The organism is Streptomyces sp. E-08 (genome assembly GCF_049913095.1).
In the GTDB taxonomy this organism is placed as follows: domain Bacteria; phylum Actinomycetota; class Actinomycetes; order Streptomycetales; family Streptomycetaceae; genus Streptomyces.
The window spans coordinates 3,947,274-3,965,620 of record NZ_CP183971.1; the positions used below are offsets into that span (position 1 = coordinate 3,947,274).

Here is an 18,347-nt window from a genome sequence, read left to right on the forward strand (position 1 = left end):
TTCGGGCGAGGGGTGTTCAGGTGAGGGGTGTTCAGGTGAGGGCGAGGGTGGCGGCGGCGCGGGCCCGGCGTTCCACCCGTCCGAGGACGAGGACGGCGGCGAGGGCGTATCCGGCGCCGAGCGCGACGGCGATGAGCAGCGGGGTGATCACGTCCCCGCCGGAGGTCGCCGCGTGCACGGCCCGCGCACCCCAGGTGGTGGGCAGCGCCCAGGACACCGGATGGGTCCAGGTGGGCAGCACGGTGACGGGCACGAGCAGCCCGGACAGCAGCCATACGGGCGTGTCGAGCGGGTTGGCGAGGGCGTTGGCGTTGCGCAGCAGCACGAAGGTCGCGGCGAGGAGGAGCCCCATCATGCCGAGCGCGAGGACGCACACCGGGACGGCGACGAGGAACAGCAGCGGGTGCGCGAAGTCGAGCGGCACGCCGAAGAGCAGCACGCCCCACAGGACGGTCGCCCCCATCGCGTACGTGCCGATGACGGCGGTCGCCAGGGTGATCGGCAGGAGCACGAGCGCGAGCGGCGTCGGCGCGGCGACCAGCGTCTCCAGGGTGCCGAGCCAGCGCTGGTTCTGCACCGCGCCGCCCGAACCGAAGAGCACCGAGCCCCAGATGCCCATGAGTCCGGCGCCGACGGACGCGGTCAGCAGCCGGTCCGGGTCGCCGGCGGCCCGGAACAGGTAGACGGCCAGGGTCGCGTAGACGATCGGGACGAGGACGGCGAAGGTGATCTCGATCGGGGAGCGCGACATGTACGAGACGTGGGTGCGGACCCCGACCCCGATCAGGCGCAGGACACGGATCACGCGGGCACCCCGTCCGACTCGCTGGAGGACACCGAACCGGCGGAACCGGCCGACGCGCCGGACGACGCAACGGCCGAAGCGGCCGACTCGCCGGAGGACACCGGCCCGGCGGAAGCAGTGCGCCCCGTGGAGGCCGTCGCCTCCTCCACGATCGCGATGTAGGCGTCCTCCAGGGAGGGTTCGCGGCTGACGACCCGCCCGATCCGCACGCCGTCGAGGGCGGCGAGGACGGGCGCGTGCAGCTCGGCGCCGCGGTCCGTCTGCACGCTCAGGGTCTGGACCGTGCCCCGGTCTTCGGCGGACACGCCCCGCACACCGGGGACCCGCCGCACCCGGTCGAGGACCTCCTCGCCCGCCCCGTACGCCTCGATGTCGAGGACGTCCCGGTCCCCGACCCGCGACTTGAGGCTCTCGGGGGTGCCGAGGGCCCGGATCCGGCCGCCCGCGATGACGGCGATCCGGTCGCAGAGCTCGTCGGCCTCGGCCATGTAGTGGGTGGTGAGGAGGACGGTGGTGCCTGCGGCGGCCAGGTCGGCGACCGTACGGCGCAGATCGCGGGCGGCGACGGGGTCGACGCCGATGGACGGCTCGTCGAGGAAGAGGACGTCGGGGTGGTGGAGCAGCCCGCGGGCGATGTGGAGGCGCTGCCGCATGCCGCGCGAGTAGCCCTCGACCCGTTCCTTCTCACGGCCCACCAGGCCGACCAGATCGAGGAGTTCGGCGATGCGCCGCTTCTGGTCGCGGGCGGGGACGCCGTACAGCTCGGCGAAGTAGCGGAGGTTGTCGAGGGCGGAGAGCCGGTCGTACAGGCCCCGGTCGCCGCCGAAGACGTACCCGATCCTGCGGCGTACGGCGACGGGGTCGCGGGCCACGTCGTGACCGAACACCCGGGCCGTTCCGGAGGTCGGCAGGAGCAGGGTGTTGAGCATCTTGATGGTGGTGGTCTTCCCGGCGCCGTTGGGCCCGAGCAGGCCGAACAGCTCCCCCGGAGCCACCTCGAAGGTGACCCCGCGCACGGCCTCGGTCTCGGTCCGCCGGGACCTCGGCCACCCGGTCCTGCTGATGTAGGTGCGGCGCAGCGCGTCCGCCTCGATTGCGAGCATGCGCCGGACGGTAGGAGCCGGAGGGAGGTCCGGGCCATCGATTCGGGAGGCCCCGAATCGTCTTCCGTCCGCGGGCCTCAGGCCACCGCCGTGAGCACGTCCTGTCCCGTGAGCAGCGCGAGCAGCGAACGGCCCGTGTCCGTCAGCTGGTAGTACACCGAACGCCCGACGCGGTGGCGGGTCACGACGCCGGCCTCCGCGAGGACCGACAGGTGCTCGGAGACCGTGCTGGGCGCGAGGCCGAGCCGGTCGGCGAGCCCTGCCGTGGTCAGGGGCCCGCCCAGCTCGCGCAGGACCGCCGCCCGGCCCTTGCCGAGCATCAGCCCGAGCCGGTCCTCGGCGACGGGCTCGGCCGGTTCGCGCAGGGCGGCGGCGCCCCGGGCCTGGAAGCTGACCGCGAAGACCTCGGGGTCGTCGGTGGAGTAGAGCCGGCAGCCCTCGGCGAAGACCAGCGGCACGAGGACGAGGCGCCGCTCGCCCGGCGCGTACTCCGCGGCGATGTGCTTGGTCAGTTCGAGCACGGGCGGCTGCCACCGCGCCCGCGCCTCCAGGCCCGCGAACAGCGCGTCGACGCCCTCCGTCGCGAACGTCCTGGCCCGGACGAGCACTTCGTCCTCGACGAGGCGGCGCATCGTCGGCCAGTACGGCTCGATCGCCCCCTCCCAGTAGGCGGCGTACGCGTCGGCGAGCGCCGCGCAGGCTGCCTCCGGGTCCTTCAGGTAGGGCCGTAGGAAGGGCGCGTCGGCCATGCCGGGGTAGCAGACGGCCACCTGGGCGCGGACGAAGTCCGGGTCGGTGGCCCGCAGCGCGGCGAGCTCCTCGTGGACGTGGACCGTGCCGAACGGCCGGGGCAGCAGGAAGTCGGAGACGTCGTACCGCCCCTCGGCGAACAGGTCCCACAGCGGGCGGAGCCGGTCGTCCTCGCGCCACACCTCGCGCGCCTGCCCGACCCATTCCTGGTACGGCCAGGAGGGGTGGCGCCGCGGCAGCGCGAGGTGCATCGCGCAGAACGCGTCACGCAGCGGACTGATCGCGATCCGGGTCGCCCCGAGCGAGGCCTCGTCCAGTTCGATCCGTATCAAGCGCCGCTCCCGCCCGTCGCGGACGGCCCGCCCGCGGCCTCCCCCGTCACGGACGGCTCGGCGACGGGCAGCAGGAAGCCCTCCTCGACGAGCAGCCGGATCGCCTGCGGGGTGCGGTCGCGGAGCACGACCGGGTCCTCGCCCATCAGCTGCCCGATCGCGTCGAGGATGCGGCCCGCGCTGAGCGTGCCGTCGCACACGCCGGCGAACCCGGCGCCGACGTGGTCGACCCGGGTCGCGCGGCGCATGCCCCGGTTCTGCCGGAGCACCACGTGCTCCGGGTCCTCGGCGCCCGGCAGCCCGACCTGCTCCTGCACCACCTCGGGCGCGAGGGTGAACCGGTCGGCGAGGAGCGCGGCGTCGTCGTGTCCGCGCAGGTAGTCCTGGCGCTCGAAGTGGGCGTGGACGGTGGGGCCGAGGGGCTGCTCGACGGGGTGCGGCCACTCCTCGACGACGATCGACGGCTCGACCGCGCCCGAGGCCACGGCCTCGTTCCGCCGGATCGTGATCCAGCCGAAGCCCACCGCGCGGGTCTTGCCCGCCTCGAACTCGTCGAGCCAGCGGTCGTACGCCGCCCGGTACGCCTCCGGGTCGCCGCGGTGGTCGCCGCTGTCCCGCAGCCACAGCTCCGTGTACTGGGTGATGTCCTGGACCTCACGCTGCACGATCCAGGCGTCGCAGCCGCGCGGCACCCAGGACCGCAGCCGCTCCTGCCACTCCTCGCCCTCGACGTGCCGCCAGTTGGCGAGGAACTGGGCGTACCCGCCGTCGTTGAGCCGCTCCCCGGCCTGCTGCACGAGCGTGCGGCACAGGTCGTCGCCGCTCATCCCGCCGTCCCGGTAGGTGAGTCCGGCGCCAGGGGAGATCACGAACGGCGGGTTGGAGACGATCAGGTCGTACGTGTCGCCGTCGACGGGCTCGAAGAGCGAGCCGGTCAGCAGCTCGGCCTCCCGGGCCCCGGAGAGGGCGAGGGTGAGCCGGGTGAAGTCCAGGGCGCGCGGGTTGAGGTCGGTGGCGGTGACCAGGGTGGCGTGCTGCGCGGCGTGCAGCGCCTGGATGCCGGAGCCGGTCCCGAGGTCGAGCACCGTGGCGACCGGCGTACGGACCGTGATGCCGGCGAGGGTGGTGGAGGCACCGCCGACGCCGAGGACGACCCCTTCGTCCTTCTTTCCGATGCCGCCGGCGCCACCGACGGCGCAGCCCAGGTCGGACACGATGAACCAGTCCTCGCCGTCGGGTCCGCCGTACGGCCGGACGTCGACCGCGGCGAGGACGGTGCCGCCCTCGCGGACCACCCAGCCGTCGGCGAGGGCCTCGTCGAGCGGGAGCGCGGCGGCGGCCCGGTCGGCCGCGACGGGCTCCTGGAGCAGGAAGAGCCGGACGAGGGTCTCCAGCGGGGTGTCGCCGCGGGTGGCGCGCAGGGCGGGCACGGTCTCGCTGCGGGCGAGCGCCGCGTACGCGGGGGCGCCGAGCAGGTCGAGCAGGCCGTCGGCGGTGAAGTCGGCGGCGAGCAGGGCCTCGCGCAGACGGGCGGCGTGCGCGGGCACCGGGAGGCGGGGAGGCAGGCTGGTCGTACTCACCGCTCCATTGTGACGGCCGCCACCGACATCCGGGCGGCCGACCCGGCGGCGTGCGGCGGATCGCCGCCGGCGCCGGGCCGATCGGCCCCGGGTCCTACTCCTCGGTCTTGGCGACCGTGGACTTCTTGGTCGCCTTGGCCGAGGGCTTCTTGCTCGGGTCCGAGGAACCGGAATCCGAGTCCGAGTCCGAGTCCGAGCCGGAGCCCGCGGTGGAACCGGAGCCGCCGGTCGAACCGGAGTCGGCGGTGGAGCCGGACTTCGGGGAGGCGGAGGTCTTCGGCGGGACCGAGGCCGTGGGCTTCTGGCAGCCGGGCTGCTTGGCCATCGCCTGGCCCAGCTCGCCCTCCTCCAGCTTGGACAGGGCGTTCTGGTCCATCTTCTCGATCTTGGTCAGACCGTCGGCGACGCCCTGGAGACCGTCCGCGAACTTCTGCTGGTTCGTCGGGTCCAGCGCGTCGACCTGCTTCTTGAGCCCCTCGTAGGCCAGCGCGGTGGCGTTGAGCTCCTTGATCGCGTCCTGCTGGACCTTCTCGCCGTTCTCGACCGGCGGGGCGCCGGCGGCCTCGACGGCCTTGGCGAGGGCGCGGTCGGCGTTCGCGATGTCCTGGAACGCCTTCGAGTCGGCGGCCTGGATCTCGGCCGGCTTGCTGTCGGCAGCGGTCGAGATGATGATCTGGTGGGCGTCGGCCCGCTTCTGGATCTGGGGCTTGGCCTGGTCGCAGAACGTCTTGGCCCAGTCACCCACCTTGTCGCCCTCGTCGTCGCTGCAACCGGACAGCGCGAGCACCAGTACCGCGCCGCCGGACAGTGCGGCCGCAAGCTTCTTGTTCAACGGATCGGTCCCTTCCAAGGCTCTCGGCCCCGGAACATACACGCCGAACGGGCTACTTCCACCTTTCGTGGGACGGATTCCTCCCACATTGCCACCTTTTGAACCAAGCGATGCGTGTCTTGATCACCCCGGAAACACCCTGGAATGAGACGGACGCCACTTCAGGGCGAGCGGCCTCGGGCATCACGTCAGGCCGACTCGGACATCACGCCGGTCCGATCCGGACATCACGTCAGGACACGGCCACAGAACGCCTCTTGGACACCCGGACCGCACCCACCACGACGACCAGCGCGACCAACGCGACCGCCGTCCGCAGCCCGGCGCTCGCGTCGCCGCCGTAACTGAACCGCACGACCGCCGGGGCGATCAGCAGCGCGACCAGGTTCATCACCTTCAGGAGCGGGTTGATCGCCGGGCCCGCCGTGTCCTTGAACGGGTCGCCGACCGTGTCCCCGATGACGGTCGCCTCGTGCGCCTCACTGCCCTTGCCGCCGTGGTTCCCGTCCTCGACCAGCTTCTTCGCGTTGTCCCAGGCGCCACCGGAGTTGGCCAGGAAGACGGCCATCAGCGCGCCCGTGCCGATCGCCCCGGCGAGGTACGCGCCGAGCGGACCGACGCCCAGCGCGAAGCCGACCGCGATCGGGGCCATCACGGCGAGCAGCCCGGGCGTTGCGAGCTCGCGCAGCGCGTCCTTGGTACAGATGTCCACGACCCGCCCGTACTCCGGCTTCTCGGTGAAGTTCATGATCCCGGGGTGCTCGCGGAACTGCCGCCGCACCTCGTAGACCACCGATCCCGCCGAGCGGGACACGGCGTTGATCGCGAGCCCCGAGAAGAGGAAGACGACCGCCGCCCCGAGGATCAGCCCGAAGAGGTTGTTGGGCTGCGAGATGTCCATCGAGAGTGTCACCTCGCCCGCCTTCACCCCGAACTCCCCGACGTCGGCGACCGAGGTCGCGATGGCGTCCCGGTACGAGCCGAAGAGCGCCGAGGCCGCCAGGACGGCGGTGGCGATGGCGATGCCCTTGGTGATGGCCTTGGTGGTGTTGCCGACGGCGTCGAGGTCGGTGAGGACCTGCGCGCCCGCGCCCGTGACGTCCCCGGACATCTCCGCGATGCCCTGGGCGTTGTCGGCGACCGGACCGAAGGTGTCCATCGCGACGATCACGCCGACGGTGGTGAGGAGCCCCGTCCCGGCGAGGGCCACCGCGAACAGCGCCAGCATGATCGAGGCCCCGCCGAGCAGGAACGCCCCGTAGACGGTGAGCCCGATCAGCAGGGCCGTGTAGACGGCGGACTCCATGCCGAGCGCCACGCCCGCGAGGACGACGGTCGCGGGACCGGTGAGGGAGGACTTGCCGATGTCCCTGACCGGCCGCCGGCTCGTCTCGGTGAAGTAGCCGGTGAGCTGCTGGATGAGCGCGGCGAGGACGATGCCGAGGGCGACCGCGACCAGGGCGAGGACCCGCGGGTCGCCGCCGTGGCCGTGGATGCCGGGCTCGGTGACGCCTTCGAGCTCGGCGTACGAGGACGGCAGGTACGCGAAGGCCGTGACGGCGACGAGCGCGAGCGAGATCACCGCCGAGACCAGGAACCCGCGGTTGATCGCGCTCATGCCACCGCGGTCGGCGCGCCGCGGGGCGACCGCGAGGATGCCGATCACGGCGGTGACCACGCCGATCGCCGGCACCATCAGGGGGAACGCGAGACCGTGGTCACCGAAGGCCGCCTTGCCGAGGATCAGCGCGGCGACCAGGGTCACGGCGTAGGACTCGAAGAGGTCGGCCGCCATGCCGGCGCAGTCCCCGACGTTGTCGCCCACGTTGTCGGCGATGGTGGCGGCGTTGCGCGGGTCGTCCTCGGGGATGCCCTGCTCGACCTTGCCGACGAGGTCGGCGCCGACATCGGCGGCCTTGGTGAAGATGCCGCCGCCCACCCTCATGAACATCGCGATGAGCGCGGCGCCGAGGCCGAATCCCTCCAGGACCTTGGGCGCGTCGGCGGCGTAGACGAGGACGACGCAGGACGCCCCGAGCAGCCCGAGGCCCACCGTGCACATGCCGACGACCCCGCCGGTGCGGAACGCGATCCGCATGGCCCTGTGGGCGACCTCGTTCAGGTCCTTCTGGGGCTCGCCGGGCCCCGGGGTGGCCTCCCGGGCCGCGGCGGCGACCCGCACGTTGGCCCGTACGGCGAGCCGCATGCCGATGTAGCCGGTGACCGCCGAGAACAGCGCCCCGACCAGGAAGAACAGGGAGCGTCCCGCGCGCTGCGACCAGGTGTCGGCGGGCAGCAGCATCAGCAGGAAGAACACGGCGGCCGCGAAGACGGCGAGGGTCCGCAGCTGCCGGGCGAGGTAGGCGTTGGCGCCCTCCTGCACGGCGGCGGCGATCTCCTTCATCCTCTCGGTGCCCTCACCGGCCGTGAGCACCTGGCGGACGAGGAGCCGGGCGACGACCAGGGCGGCGAGGGCGACGGCCGCGACGACGGCCACGATCGTCCGGTTCCCGCTCGTGAGCACCGCCGCGGCGAGAGATGTGGGGTACATGGGGACGGATCATAGGGAGACGAACCGGTGCATACGGGGATGCGCCATTTCGTGGGCGAGGGCACCCGGCACACAGAAAGAGGCCCCGCGCTGCGGGGCCTCTTTCTGTTCGTACGTGTACGTGTACGAGCCCGGTTCATGACGGACATCCACCGCGCACGAGGCACGACCGGACGACGCCCACCGCGCACGAGGCACGGGGCACGGGCCACGACGTCACCCGAACACACGCCCACCGCGCACAGGGCACGGGTCGGGACGGACGCCCACCGCGCACAGGGCACGGGTCGAGACGGACGCCCACCGCGCACAGGGCACGGGTCAGGACGCACGCTCACCGCGCACAGGGCACGGGTCGAGACGGACGTCCCCAGCGCACGGGTCAGGACAGGACGTCCGCCGCGTTCACCGGCCAGCTCATCCGGATGGTGCCGCCGTCCTCGCCGGCGCTCACCTCGACGTCGTCGACGAGCCCGCGGATCACCGCGAGACCCATCTCGTCCTCACCGTCGGCGTCGTCGAAGTCCTCGGCCGGGGCCGCGGCCCGCGAGCCGGGGACACCGGCCGCATCCGCCGCCGCCACCCCCGCACCCGGCACCTCGTCGCCGACCTCGATGGAGAACGTCTTCTCCTCCTCGGTCAGGACGACCCGGATGGGGGTCGTGACGTCGTTGCTCCGGTGAAGCCCGACCGCACGGGAACAGGCCTCACCCACAGCGAGACGCACCTCGTCGAGAACCGCCTCGTCCACACCCGCCCGGCGCGCGACCGCGGCCGCCACCAGACGGGCTGTGCGGACGTGCTCGGGCTGAGCACTGAAGCGGAGTTCAACGGTGGCCATGCGAACCCCCTGGGCTCAGTCGACGGCGTTGACGGCCTCGTCGACCGAGGTGTGGATCGGGAACACCTTGGTGAGACCCGTGATCCGGAAAATCTTGAGAATGCGCTCCTGGTTGCACACCAGACGCAGCGAGCCCTCATGGGCGCGAACGCGCTTCAGGCCACCGACGAGCACACCGAGTCCGGTGGAGTCGAGGAAGTCCACGCCCTCCATGTCGACGACCAGGTGGTAGCTGCCGTCGTTCACCAACTCGACCAACTGCTCGCGCAGCTTGGGCGCGGTATACACATCAATCTCGCCACCGACCTCGACGACCGTACGGTCACCACCAGCGCCGGACACATTGCGAGTCGACAGGGACAGGTCCACGGATCCTCCAGCACCTTGCTATCGGGCGATCGTTCCCTCGGGTCTCCGGGGCGGAGCCGAGGAACGGAACGCCAGCCGCGATGGCATTCAATCACTTACCAGCAGCCATGCACGACGCCTTGGAAGCATTGTCCGTCATGGCAGTGACACACTCGGTGCCGATGGCCAAGAATCACCGCCCCCGTCGTCCGGCCGGGGAAACGGGCAGCCGCCCCTCTCCCGGCATGGTCCTCGACCGGCTCTCCTCGGGCGAGAGCCGGGCCGCGCGCATCACTCATACGGAGCACATGCCCGCCCGGGAGGGTCGCCATGCCGTCTGGCCTCACCGCATCCGTCCCGAGGTGATCGCGGCGATCGAGACGGCCGGGATCGAGCACCCCTGGGCGCATCAGGCGGAGGCCGCGGAGCACGCCCTGGACGGCGAGTCCGTGGTGATCGCCACAGGCACCGCCTCGGGCAAGTCCCTCGCCTACCTCGCCCCGGTCCTCAGCACCCTCCTGGACGGCTCCGAGGCCCCGAACGGCCGCGGCGCCACCGCCCTGTACCTGGCGCCCACCAAGGCCCTCGCAGCCGACCAGCGGCGCGCCGTGCGGGAACTGGCCGCCCCGCTCGGCAACCGGATCCGCCCCGCCGTCTACGACGGCGACACGCCGGTCGAGGAGCGCGAGTGGGTCCGCCAGTACGCGAACTACGTGCTGACCAACCCCGACATGCTGCACATGGGCATGCTCCCCTCCCACCCCAGGTGGTCCTCCTTCCTGCGCTCCCTGCGCTACGTCGTGATCGACGAGTGCCACACCTACCGGGGCGTCTTCGGCTCCCACGTCGCCCAGGTACTGCGCCGCCTGCGCCGTGTCTGCGCCCGGTACGGCTCCGAACCGGTCTTCCTCCTCGCCTCCGCCACCTCCGCCGAACCGGCCCTGGCCGCCGGCCGCCTCACCGGCCTGCCGGTCACCGAGGTCTCCGACGACGCCTCCCCGCGCGGCGAGCTGGTCTTCGCCCTCTGGGAGCCGCCGCTGACCGAGCTGCACGGAGAGCGTGGCGCGCCCGTGCGCCGTACCGCCACGGCCGAGACCGCGGACCTGCTGACCGACCTGACCCGCCAGGGCGTCCGCTCGGTCGCCTTCGTCCGCTCCCGGCGCGGCGCCGAGCTGATCGCGGTGATCGCCCAGGAACGGCTGGCCGAGACCGACCGCGCCCTCGCCCGCCGCGTCGCCGCCTACCGGGGCGGCTACCTGCCCGAGGAGCGCCGCGCCCTGGAACGGGCCCTGCACTCCGGCGAGCTCCTCGGCCTGGCCGCCACGACCGCCCTGGAGCTGGGCGTGGACGTCTCCGGCCTGGACGCCGTCGTGATCGCCGGCTACCCGGGCACCCGGGCCTCCCTGTGGCAGCAGGCGGGCCGCGCCGGCCGCTCGGGCGAGGGCGCCCTCGCGATCCTGGTCGCCCGGGACGACCCGCTGGACACGTTCCTCGTCCACCACCCGGAGGCGATCTTCGAGCAGCCGGTCGAGACGACCGTCCTGGACCCCGACAACCCCTACGTCCTCGCCCCCCACCTGTGCGCCGCCGCCGCGGAGCTCCCGCTGACCGAAGCCGACCTGGCCCTCTTCGGCCCGGCCGCGCCCGGCCTGCTCCCCCAGCTGGAAGGCGCCGGGCTGCTCCGCCGCCGCGCCGCCGGCTGGTACTGGACCCGCCGCGAGCGGGCCGCAGACCTGGCCGACATCCGGGGCGGCGGCGGCAGCCCCGTCCGGATCGTGGAGGCCGGCACCGGCCGCCTCCTCGGCACGGTCGACGAGGCCGCCTCCCACACCGCCGTCCACGAGGGCGCCGTCCACCTCCACCAGGGCCGCACCTATCTCGTGCGGGAGCTCGACCTGAAGGACTCCGTGGCCCTCGTGGAGGAGGCCGTCCCCCCGTACTCCACCACCGCCCGCGACACCACCTCCATCACCGTCCTCGAAACCGACACCGAGGTTCCCTGGGGAGCCGGCCGCCTCTGCTACGGCTCCGTCGAGGTCACCAACCAGGTCGTCTCCTTCCTCCGCCGCCGCCTCATCACCGGCGAGGTGCTGGGCGAGACCAAGCTCGACCTGCCGCCCCGCACCCTGCGCACCCGGGCCGTGTGGTGGACGGTCACCGAGGACCAGCTCGACGCCGCCCGGATCACCCCGGAGATCCTCGGCGGCGCCCTGCACGCCGCCGAGCACGCCTCCATCGGCATGCTGCCGCTCTTCGCGACCTGCGACCGCTGGGACATCGGCGGCGTCTCCGTACCTCTCCATCCCGACACCCTGCTGCCCACCGTCTTCGTGTACGACGGACACCCGGGCGGCGCGGGCTTCGCCGAGCGCGCCTTCCACACCGCCCGCGCCTGGCTGACGGCCACCCGGGAGGCCATCGCCTCCTGCGAGTGCGAGGCGGGCTGCCCCTCCTGCATCCAGTCCCCGAAGTGCGGCAACGGCAACGATCCGCTCCACAAGCGCGGCGCCGTCCGCCTCCTCACAGAACTCCTCCGCACGGCCCCGGAGGCCCCTCCGGCTCCGGAGACCCCTCCGGCCCCGGAGACCGCGCCGGTCACGGAGACCGCGCCGGTCACGGAGACCGGCCCGGAGGGCCCGCCCGGGACCTGACCTCGGGCCGGTAGGGACCCCGCACGACCCGGGCGGTCACGTCCGACACCCCGTCCCCGACCACGCACCGCACCAGCTCGGCGCCCTGCGCGACGGCCACCCGCGAGGCCGCCGCGCACGCCTCGGCCTCGCCCCACAGGGCCCTGTCGGCGGCGGCGAGAGCGGCCAGGTCGGCGGCCCCGCCGGCCCGGTGCCGGGTCGCCACCGCCTGCCCCAGTGCGAGCACCACCCCGAACACCACGCACAGGGCACACGCCGCGAACGCGGCCCACACGGTCGCCGCCCCACGATCACCACCCCGTCCTCCCCGCCGGCACCCCCTCATGGCGTCCCTCCGGCCGCCGCGTCCACCGCGTCCTCCGCGAGGGCCGACGCGCCCGCTCTCAGCGTGACCCCCATGCCCCCTGGCCCCGGGGCCGCCGCCTCCACCGTCACCCGCCACAGCTCGCCCTCCCGCGCCACCGACACCCGGGCTCCCTCGGGCGCGGCGGCCCGGGCGGCCTCCTCGGCGGAGGCCACCGGTTCCGAACGGGCCGCCGCCCGCGCCCCCGCCCGCGCCGCGTCCACGCACCGGATCTGCGCGGCGGCCGCGGCCAGCGCCCAGAGCAGCGTCACCGTGAACAGCGCGAGGACGGGCAGGACCAGCGCCGCCTCCACGGTCACGAAACCCCGGTCAGAACGGCGCATCGAGGGCCTTCCCGATCACCGACTCCAGCGCCCCCGAGACGGCCCCGCTGGTCACGATCTTGTAGAGCACGGCGGCGAACGCCGCCGCGGCGATCGTCCCCACCGCGTACTCGGACGTGGTCATGCCCGCGTCGCGGCGCGCCGCCTCCCGCCGTGCCCGCCACCAACCCCGCAGGCGCGCCCCACGCCCCGTGCCGCCCCCTTCGCCCCGTCCTGCCTCGTCCTGCCGTGCCGCGTCGTGCTTCGCCATGTCGTCGTTCCCCGTCGTGTCGTGTCGTGCCGTGCTCTTGCCGTGCCGTGCCGTGCTCGTGTCGTGTTGTCTCGTCGGTTGTCGTCGGGTCATCCGTCCAGCAGTCCCGTCGCGAGGCCGATCACCACCGGAGCCACCCCCACCGCCAGGAAGGCGGGCAGGAAACAGAGGCCCACGGGTGCGCTGATCAGTACCTGCGCCCGGCGCGCCCCGGCCGCCGCCGCGCGGGCGCGGCCGGCGCGCAGGGCGGCCGCGTGCCGGGCGACGGCCTCCGCCGCAGGCGCTCCCGAGGAACCGGCCCGCTCCATGCAGCGGGCCAGCCCTTCGGCACCCGGTATCGCGCCGAACCTCCCCCACACCTCGGCCGGTTCGCCGCCGAGCCGCAGCTCGGCGGCCGTGCGGGTCAGGCGCTCGCCGAGCGGACCGCCCAGTGACCGGCCCACCGCCTCCGCCGCCTCGCCGGGCCCGGCCCCGGAGGCGGCGCAGGCCGCCAACAGATCCGCAGCAAGGGGAAGATGACGCACCACTTCCGCGTCCCCGCCGGGCGGCGAGGTCCGCCTCGCGGCCCTCACCCTCGCCCCGGCGGCCACGGCGGCACCGGCGCACAGCCCGCCGCCCCAGCCGAACAGCACCCAGCCGACACCGACCCCGAGGAGCGGCGGCAGCCAGAGCCCCACCCATGCCGGCGGCCCGCCCCGGGACTTCCGGGGCCTCGGCTCCGGGCTCCCGAGGAGGATCCCGACCCGGCGCCGCGTCCGGCGCGCCCGCAGCCCGCGCAGCACCTCCCGCACGCCCAGCGCGCCGAGGACCGACACCGGAAGCAGAAGGCCCACCCCTCGAACACCGTGCCACGCCTGCTGAACCCCTTCCTGGATCACGCCCGCTCCCCTCCCCGTACGATCCGCGTGGCCCACCACAGTCCGGCCGCCTCCAGCGCCCCGCCCACGACCAGACAGCCCAGTCCGGCCGGTGTGTGCAGCAGCACCCGCAGCGGGTCGGCGCCCAGGGCCGCCCCGAGGGCCAGTCCCGCCGCCGGAAGCAGCGCGAGAACCGTCACCGTGGCCCAGGCGCCGGCCAGTTCGGCCCGCAGCCGGTCACGCTGCTCGCGGTGGTCGCGAAGGGCGGCCTCCAGCCGGTCCAGTCCGGCGGCCAGGCCCGCGCCTCCGTCCACGGCCACCTGCCAGCAGGCCGCCATGCCCGCCAGGCCGTCGGCACCGTCCTGCCGGGCCGCCCACCGCAGCGCCCCGGGCACGTCCCCGCCGAACCGGGCCGCCGCAAGCACCGGCGCCTCGGCGTCGCCGAGCGCGCCCGTCTCCCGGGCGCCGAAGGACAGCGCCTGCGCGGGCTGCCATCCCGCCCTCAACTCCCCGACGACCGCCCCGCACAGGGCCACCACCCGCTCGGCCCGCGCGTCCCGTTCCTTCCTGAGCTCCGCGGCCCGCAGCCGGCGCCCCACCAGGGGCACCGCGAGCGCCCCCGCCACCAGGGGCAGCGGCGACTCCCCGAGCAGCGCGAGAACTCCCGCGGCCGGCAGACACAGCCACGCGCGCCGCCCCCTCAGCACGGCCCACCACCGCGCGGCCCACTCCGGCCACGCCCAGCCGACCCGCCCCACGGGGACTCCGCCCGCGAGCACCACCCGCGCCCGGCTCCCACCGCGCCGCCACTCGGCCGCCCACCACAAGGCGAGCACCGCGCAGAGCGCCGCCAACCCGTGCGCCGCGCTCCGCACCGGCACCAGTTCCACCGTCACCGCACTCCCCCTCCGATCAACGCACTCAGCCGCTCCCAGCCCCGCTCCCGCTCGAACCCGGACGCGCCCCACCGCAGCGCCGGCACCGTCCGCACCAGACCGTCCCGGTCCCGCTCCAGGACGTGGGCCTCGGCGATCCGCCGCCGCCCGTCCCGGTCCCGTACGACGTGCAGCACGACCGAGAGCCCCGCGCCCAACTGGCTGTGCAGGGCGGCCCGGTCGAGCCCGGCCGCCGTCCCCAGGGCTTCGAGCCGTGCGGGGACGTCCGCCGCCGTATTGGCATGGACAGTTCCGCAGCCGCCTTCATGACCCGTGTTGAGAGCGGCGAGCAGGTCGACCGCCTCACCGCCCCTGACCTCGCCGACCACCAGCCGGTCGGGACGCATCCGCAGCGCCTGGCGGACCAGGTCCCGCAGGGTCACGAGCCCGGCGCCCTCCTGGTTCGCCGGCCGCGCCTCCAGGCGCACCACGTGCGGGTGGTCCGGCCGCAGCTCCGCCGAGTCCTCGGCGAGCACGATCCGCTCCCGCTCCCCCACCAGACCCAGGAGCGAGGCGAGGAGCGTGGTCTTGCCCGTCCCGGTACCGCCGCTGACGAGGAAGGACACACGGGCGTCGATCAGGGCCCGCAGGATCGGCGCGCCGCCCGGCGGCACCGTGCCCGCGGCGACCAGCTCCTCCAGGGAGAAGGCGCGCGGACGGACCACCCGCAGGGACAGGCAGGTCGAGCCGACCGCGACCGGCGGCAGCACCGCGTGCATCCGGGTGCCGTCGGGGAGCCGGGCGTCGACCCAGGGCCGGGCGTCGTCGAGCCTGCGCCCTGCCACGGCCGCGAGCCGCTGCGCGAGCCGGCGGACGGCGGCTGCGTCGGGGAAGGACACCGGTGCCCGCTCGAGGCCGGTGCCCCGGTCCACCCACACCCGGTCGGGTGCCGAGACCAGGACGTCGGTGACCGCCGGGTCGGCGAGCAGCGGTTCCAGCGGGCCGGTACCGATCAGCTCGCACCGCAACTCCTCCGCCGCACCCAGAACTTCGGCGTCGCCGAGCAGCCTCCCCTGAGCCCGGAGCGCCGCCGCCACGCGCGCCGGAGTGGGCTCGGCCCCGGTCGCCGCGAGCCGCTGCCGCACGGCGTCGAGGAGGCCGGTGCCGTCTCGCGCGCCCCAGGACGCACCTCCTGTCCCGGTCATGCCGCACCACCGGGCACGAGGACGCGGTCCCAGAAGGCGGCGCAGAACCGGCCGAGCGGCCCCCGGGGCTCGGCACCCGGCGGCACTCCCGCGTCCTGGTCGGCCACGATCCCCGGGTCGTAGGGGAGTTCACCCGCGAGCGGCAGCCGCAGCGCGTCGGCGACCCACCGCTCGTCGAGCCCCACCGCGTACGGCCCGCGCACCACGGCCCGCAGGTCGCGCACGGCGGGCCCGATCGTCGAGACCATCCGGTGGGCGGCGGCGACGGCCCTCAACTCCCCCGGGACGACGAGCAGTCCGAGGTCCAGCTGCGCCAGCGCCTCGGTGACCGGCGGGTCGCTCCCGCGCGGCAGGTCGACCACGACGGCCCCGCCCCTCCGGCGCGCGGCGGCGAGCACCGACCGCACGGCCTCGGGCGGCACAGGCGCCGCCGGTTCCCTGCCCCAGCTGAGCACCCGGACCCCGCGCAAGGAAGGCAGGGACTCCTCCAGGGCGCCGCCGGCCAGACGGCCCTTCGAAGCGGCGAAGTCGGGCCATCGCCTGCCCTCCTCGCGCTCGCCGCCGAGCAGCACGTCGAGCCCGCCGCCCAGCGGGTCGCCGTCGACGAGCAGCGTGCGATGCCCGGCCCTCGCGGCGGCCAGCGCGAGACCGCAGGCCAGGGTGGAGGCCCCCGCGCCGCCCCGTCCGCCGACGACACCGACGGTCAGCGCCGCCCCTTCCGCCCCCTCGGCCGCGTCGGCGAGGCGGTCGACGAGGAGGCTCTCGGCTCCCGGGAGGCTCAGCACGCTCTCCGCGCCGATCTCGACGGCCAGCCGCCACAGCCCCGGATCGTCCCGGTCCCGGCCGACGAGGAGGGTTCCCGGCCTGCGCACCGCTCCCCGGCACCGGGCCGCGGCGTCGTCCCCGACCAGGACGAGCGGCGGGTCCGTCCAGCTCGCCCGCCGCTCGGGCACCCGATGGTGCACCTCGGGCTCCACGCCGGCGGCGGCGCACAGCCGCAGGAGGTCGTCGAGCAGCCCGAGGTCCTCGGTGACGATCAGCGGCCCGGACCGACGCACCCCCTCCGCCCCCGGCCGCTCCGCCCGCGGCGCCCCCGCACCCGCCCCTCGGAGCCCCGACCAGCCCGACCCCGGGCCTCCGAGCCCCGACCAGCCCGACCCCGGGCCTCCTGGTCCCGGCGAGCCCGACCCCGGGTCTCCGGGACCGGTCGAGCCCATGTCAGACGAGCCGACTCCTCGCGCCTCAGGGCCCCGCGCGTCCCTTCCCCACGGCGCCGAACCGCGTGTCGTACCCCTGGCCCCGGAAGTCCTGGATGTCTCCACGACGCACTCCCCTCTCGTGATTCCTGCCGTCCGCGAACTTCGCGACAGGAATCACCGTGGGGCCGCCTCGGAAATCGTGCCGATCTTGCCGAAAAACTGTGGATAAGGGAGGGGCTGTGAATAACTTCGCCACCCCTCCGAGGACTGTCCGGAACGCAGCCCGACGATTACTGTGAGTGATGAGTCAAGGGCAGAGCGGGGCCCAGGTCGACTCACAGCCGAAGAGCGGAAGGAAGGGAGCAGGCGATGGCGCACAGGGCCAAAACGGCTCCGGACATGCGACGACCCCCGCCGGGGGGGAGAGCGGGGGTCGTCTCTCCGGCCGACTCGGGGGGGGGAGGAGCCGGACCGGGTTAGCACGGTCGCGAACGATCCGTGACTTCCATGGTGTACCCGAGAGCCTTCTCAGGCAAACCCACGCGCCCCAGCGTACGCCGAATGGCGGGCACCTATGCTCGGGCTTGTGGAAAACCACTCCTTGCCGCGCACAGCCGCCTTCTTTGACCTGGACAAGACGGTCATTGCGAAGTCATCGACGCTGACCTTCAGCAAGTCCTTCTACCGGGGCGGACTGATCAGCCGCCGCGCCGCCCTGCGGACGGCCTACATCCAGTTCGTCTTCCTGGCGGGCGGGGCCGATCACGACCAGATGGAGCGGATGCGTGAATATCTTTCCGCGCTCTGCAAAGGCTGGAACGTCGCCCAGGTGAAGGAGCTCGTCGCCGAGACCCTTCACGATCTGATCGACCCGATCATCTACGACGAAGCGGCTTCCCTCATCGAGAAGCACCACGCCGCCGGCCGCGACGTCGTGATCGTCTCGACCTCCGGTGCCGAGGTGGTCGAGCCGATCGGCGAGATGCTCGGCGCCGACCGGGTCGTCGCCACCCGGATGGTGGTCGGCGAGGACGGGTGCTTCACCGGGGAGGTGGAGTACTACGCCTACGGGCCGACGAAGGCGGAGGCGGTCCGGGAGCTCGCGAAGTCGGAGGGCTACGACCTCTCGCGCTGCTACGCGTACAGCGATTCGGCGACCGACATCCCCATGCTGGACGCCGTCGGTCACCCGTACGCGGTCAATCCCGACCGGACGCTGCGCCGTGAGGCCGCGGCCCGAGAATGGCCGGTTCTCGCCTTCGAGAAGCCGGTGCGCCTCAAGCAGCGACTGCCCGAATTCCGGATGCCGCCGCGCCCCACGCTCGTCGCCGCCGCGGCGGTGGGAGCGGCAGCGGTCGGAGCTGGACTCGTCTGGTACGCGGCACGGCGCCGTCAGGCCGCCCTCGCCCAGCGGCTCGCCGGGGACTTTGCCCGAATTTGAGCAGTCGGCAGAGAAGTGGAGCCAGCACTTTCGCTTCCAC

17 protein-coding genes are annotated in these 18,347 nt (G+C 74.0%); 2 read left to right on the forward strand and 15 right to left on the reverse strand.

The window, feature by feature from the left end:
* Nucleotides 1-31: 31 nt before the first annotated feature.
* The 8 genes from ACN9MM_RS17985 to ACN9MM_RS18020 form a co-directional block, all read right to left on the reverse strand.
* Complete coding sequence (locus ACN9MM_RS17985; protein ID WP_426364574.1) at nt 32-805, reverse strand: ABC transporter permease; 774 nt, start codon at nt 803-805, stop codon at nt 32-34.
* On the reverse strand, nt 802-1,908 hold the full coding sequence (locus ACN9MM_RS17990) for an ATP-binding cassette domain-containing protein (protein ID WP_426364575.1): 1,107 nt from the start codon (nt 1,906-1,908) through the stop codon (nt 802-804). The genes ACN9MM_RS17985 and ACN9MM_RS17990 overlap by 4 nt, the downstream gene beginning before the upstream one ends.
* Nucleotides 1,909-1,985: 77 nt before the next feature.
* Nucleotides 1,986-2,990, reverse strand: coding sequence for an ArsR/SmtB family transcription factor (locus ACN9MM_RS17995; protein ID WP_426364576.1), 1,005 nt, complete (start codon nt 2,988-2,990; stop codon nt 1,986-1,988).
* Nucleotides 2,987-4,570, reverse strand: coding sequence for a DUF7059 domain-containing protein (locus ACN9MM_RS18000; RefSeq protein ID WP_426364577.1), 1,584 nt, complete (start codon nt 4,568-4,570; stop codon nt 2,987-2,989). Before ACN9MM_RS18000 ends, ACN9MM_RS17995 begins: the two co-directional genes overlap by 4 nt.
* 94 nt (nt 4,571-4,664) lie before the next feature.
* A complete protein-coding gene (locus tag ACN9MM_RS18005; RefSeq protein ID WP_426364578.1) occupies nt 4,665-5,402 on the reverse strand; it encodes a small secreted protein in 738 nt (245 codons plus the stop codon).
* 232 nt (nt 5,403-5,634) lie between these two features.
* Complete coding sequence (locus ACN9MM_RS18010; protein ID WP_426364579.1) at nt 5,635-7,953, reverse strand: sodium-translocating pyrophosphatase; 2,319 nt, start codon at nt 7,951-7,953, stop codon at nt 5,635-5,637.
* Between the two features lie 382 nt (nt 7,954-8,335).
* Nucleotides 8,336-8,794 carry an ATP-binding protein gene (locus ACN9MM_RS18015; RefSeq protein ID WP_426364580.1) on the reverse strand — a complete coding sequence of 153 codons (459 nt, stop codon included), beginning with the start codon at nt 8,792-8,794 and terminating at the stop codon, nt 8,336-8,338.
* A gap of 15 nt (nt 8,795-8,809) precedes the next feature.
* Nucleotides 8,810-9,163, reverse strand: a complete 354-nt coding sequence (locus ACN9MM_RS18020) for an STAS domain-containing protein (protein ID WP_015034520.1) — start codon at nt 9,161-9,163, stop codon at nt 8,810-8,812.
* Between the two features lie 80 nt (nt 9,164-9,243).
* On the opposite strand from ACN9MM_RS18020, the gene ACN9MM_RS18025 reads away from it, so the two are divergent.
* Entirely contained in the window at nt 9,244-11,793 is a 2,550-nt protein-coding gene (locus ACN9MM_RS18025) for a DEAD/DEAH box helicase (protein WP_426364581.1), read from the forward strand.
* On the opposite strand, the gene ACN9MM_RS18030 is transcribed toward ACN9MM_RS18025, so the two are convergent.
* The 7 genes from ACN9MM_RS18030 to ssd form a co-directional block, all read right to left on the reverse strand.
* Nucleotides 11,756-12,118, reverse strand: a complete 363-nt coding sequence (locus tag ACN9MM_RS18030) for an Rv3654c family TadE-like protein (protein ID WP_426364582.1) — start codon at nt 12,116-12,118, stop codon at nt 11,756-11,758. The genes ACN9MM_RS18025 and ACN9MM_RS18030 overlap by 38 nt on opposite strands.
* On the reverse strand, nt 12,115-12,480 hold the full coding sequence (locus ACN9MM_RS18035) for a TadE family type IV pilus minor pilin (RefSeq protein ID WP_426364583.1): 366 nt from the start codon (nt 12,478-12,480) through the stop codon (nt 12,115-12,117). The genes ACN9MM_RS18030 and ACN9MM_RS18035 overlap by 4 nt, the downstream gene beginning before the upstream one ends.
* On the reverse strand, nt 12,467-12,730 hold the full coding sequence (locus ACN9MM_RS18040; protein ID WP_426364584.1) for a DUF4244 domain-containing protein: 264 nt from the start codon (nt 12,728-12,730) through the stop codon (nt 12,467-12,469). The genes ACN9MM_RS18035 and ACN9MM_RS18040 overlap by 14 nt, the downstream gene beginning before the upstream one ends.
* Nucleotides 12,731-12,819: 89 nt before the next feature.
* The gene (locus tag ACN9MM_RS18045; protein WP_426364585.1) at nt 12,820-13,563 is read right to left on the reverse strand and encodes a type II secretion system F family protein; all 744 of its coding nucleotides are present in this window, start codon (nt 13,561-13,563) and stop codon (nt 12,820-12,822) included.
* 41 nt (nt 13,564-13,604) lie between these two features.
* Nucleotides 13,605-14,483, reverse strand: a complete 879-nt coding sequence (locus ACN9MM_RS18050) for a type II secretion system F family protein (RefSeq protein WP_426364586.1) — start codon at nt 14,481-14,483, stop codon at nt 13,605-13,607.
* Nucleotides 14,480-15,667 (reverse strand): TadA family conjugal transfer-associated ATPase, encoded by a 1,188-nt coding sequence (locus tag ACN9MM_RS18055; protein WP_426364587.1) that lies wholly within the window; start codon nt 15,665-15,667, stop codon nt 14,480-14,482. Before ACN9MM_RS18055 ends, ACN9MM_RS18050 begins: the two co-directional genes overlap by 4 nt.
* The gene (gene ssd, locus ACN9MM_RS18060) at nt 15,664-16,725 is read right to left on the reverse strand and encodes a septum site-determining protein Ssd (RefSeq protein WP_426364588.1); all 1,062 of its coding nucleotides are present in this window, start codon (nt 16,723-16,725) and stop codon (nt 15,664-15,666) included. Before ssd ends, ACN9MM_RS18055 begins: the two co-directional genes overlap by 4 nt.
* A gap of 715 nt (nt 16,726-17,440) precedes the next feature.
* Here ssd and ACN9MM_RS18065 point away from each other — a divergent pair.
* A complete protein-coding gene (locus ACN9MM_RS18065; protein ID WP_426364589.1) occupies nt 17,441-18,307 on the forward strand; it encodes an HAD family hydrolase in 867 nt (288 codons plus the stop codon).
* The last annotated feature ends 40 nt before the right edge of the window (nt 18,308-18,347 follow it).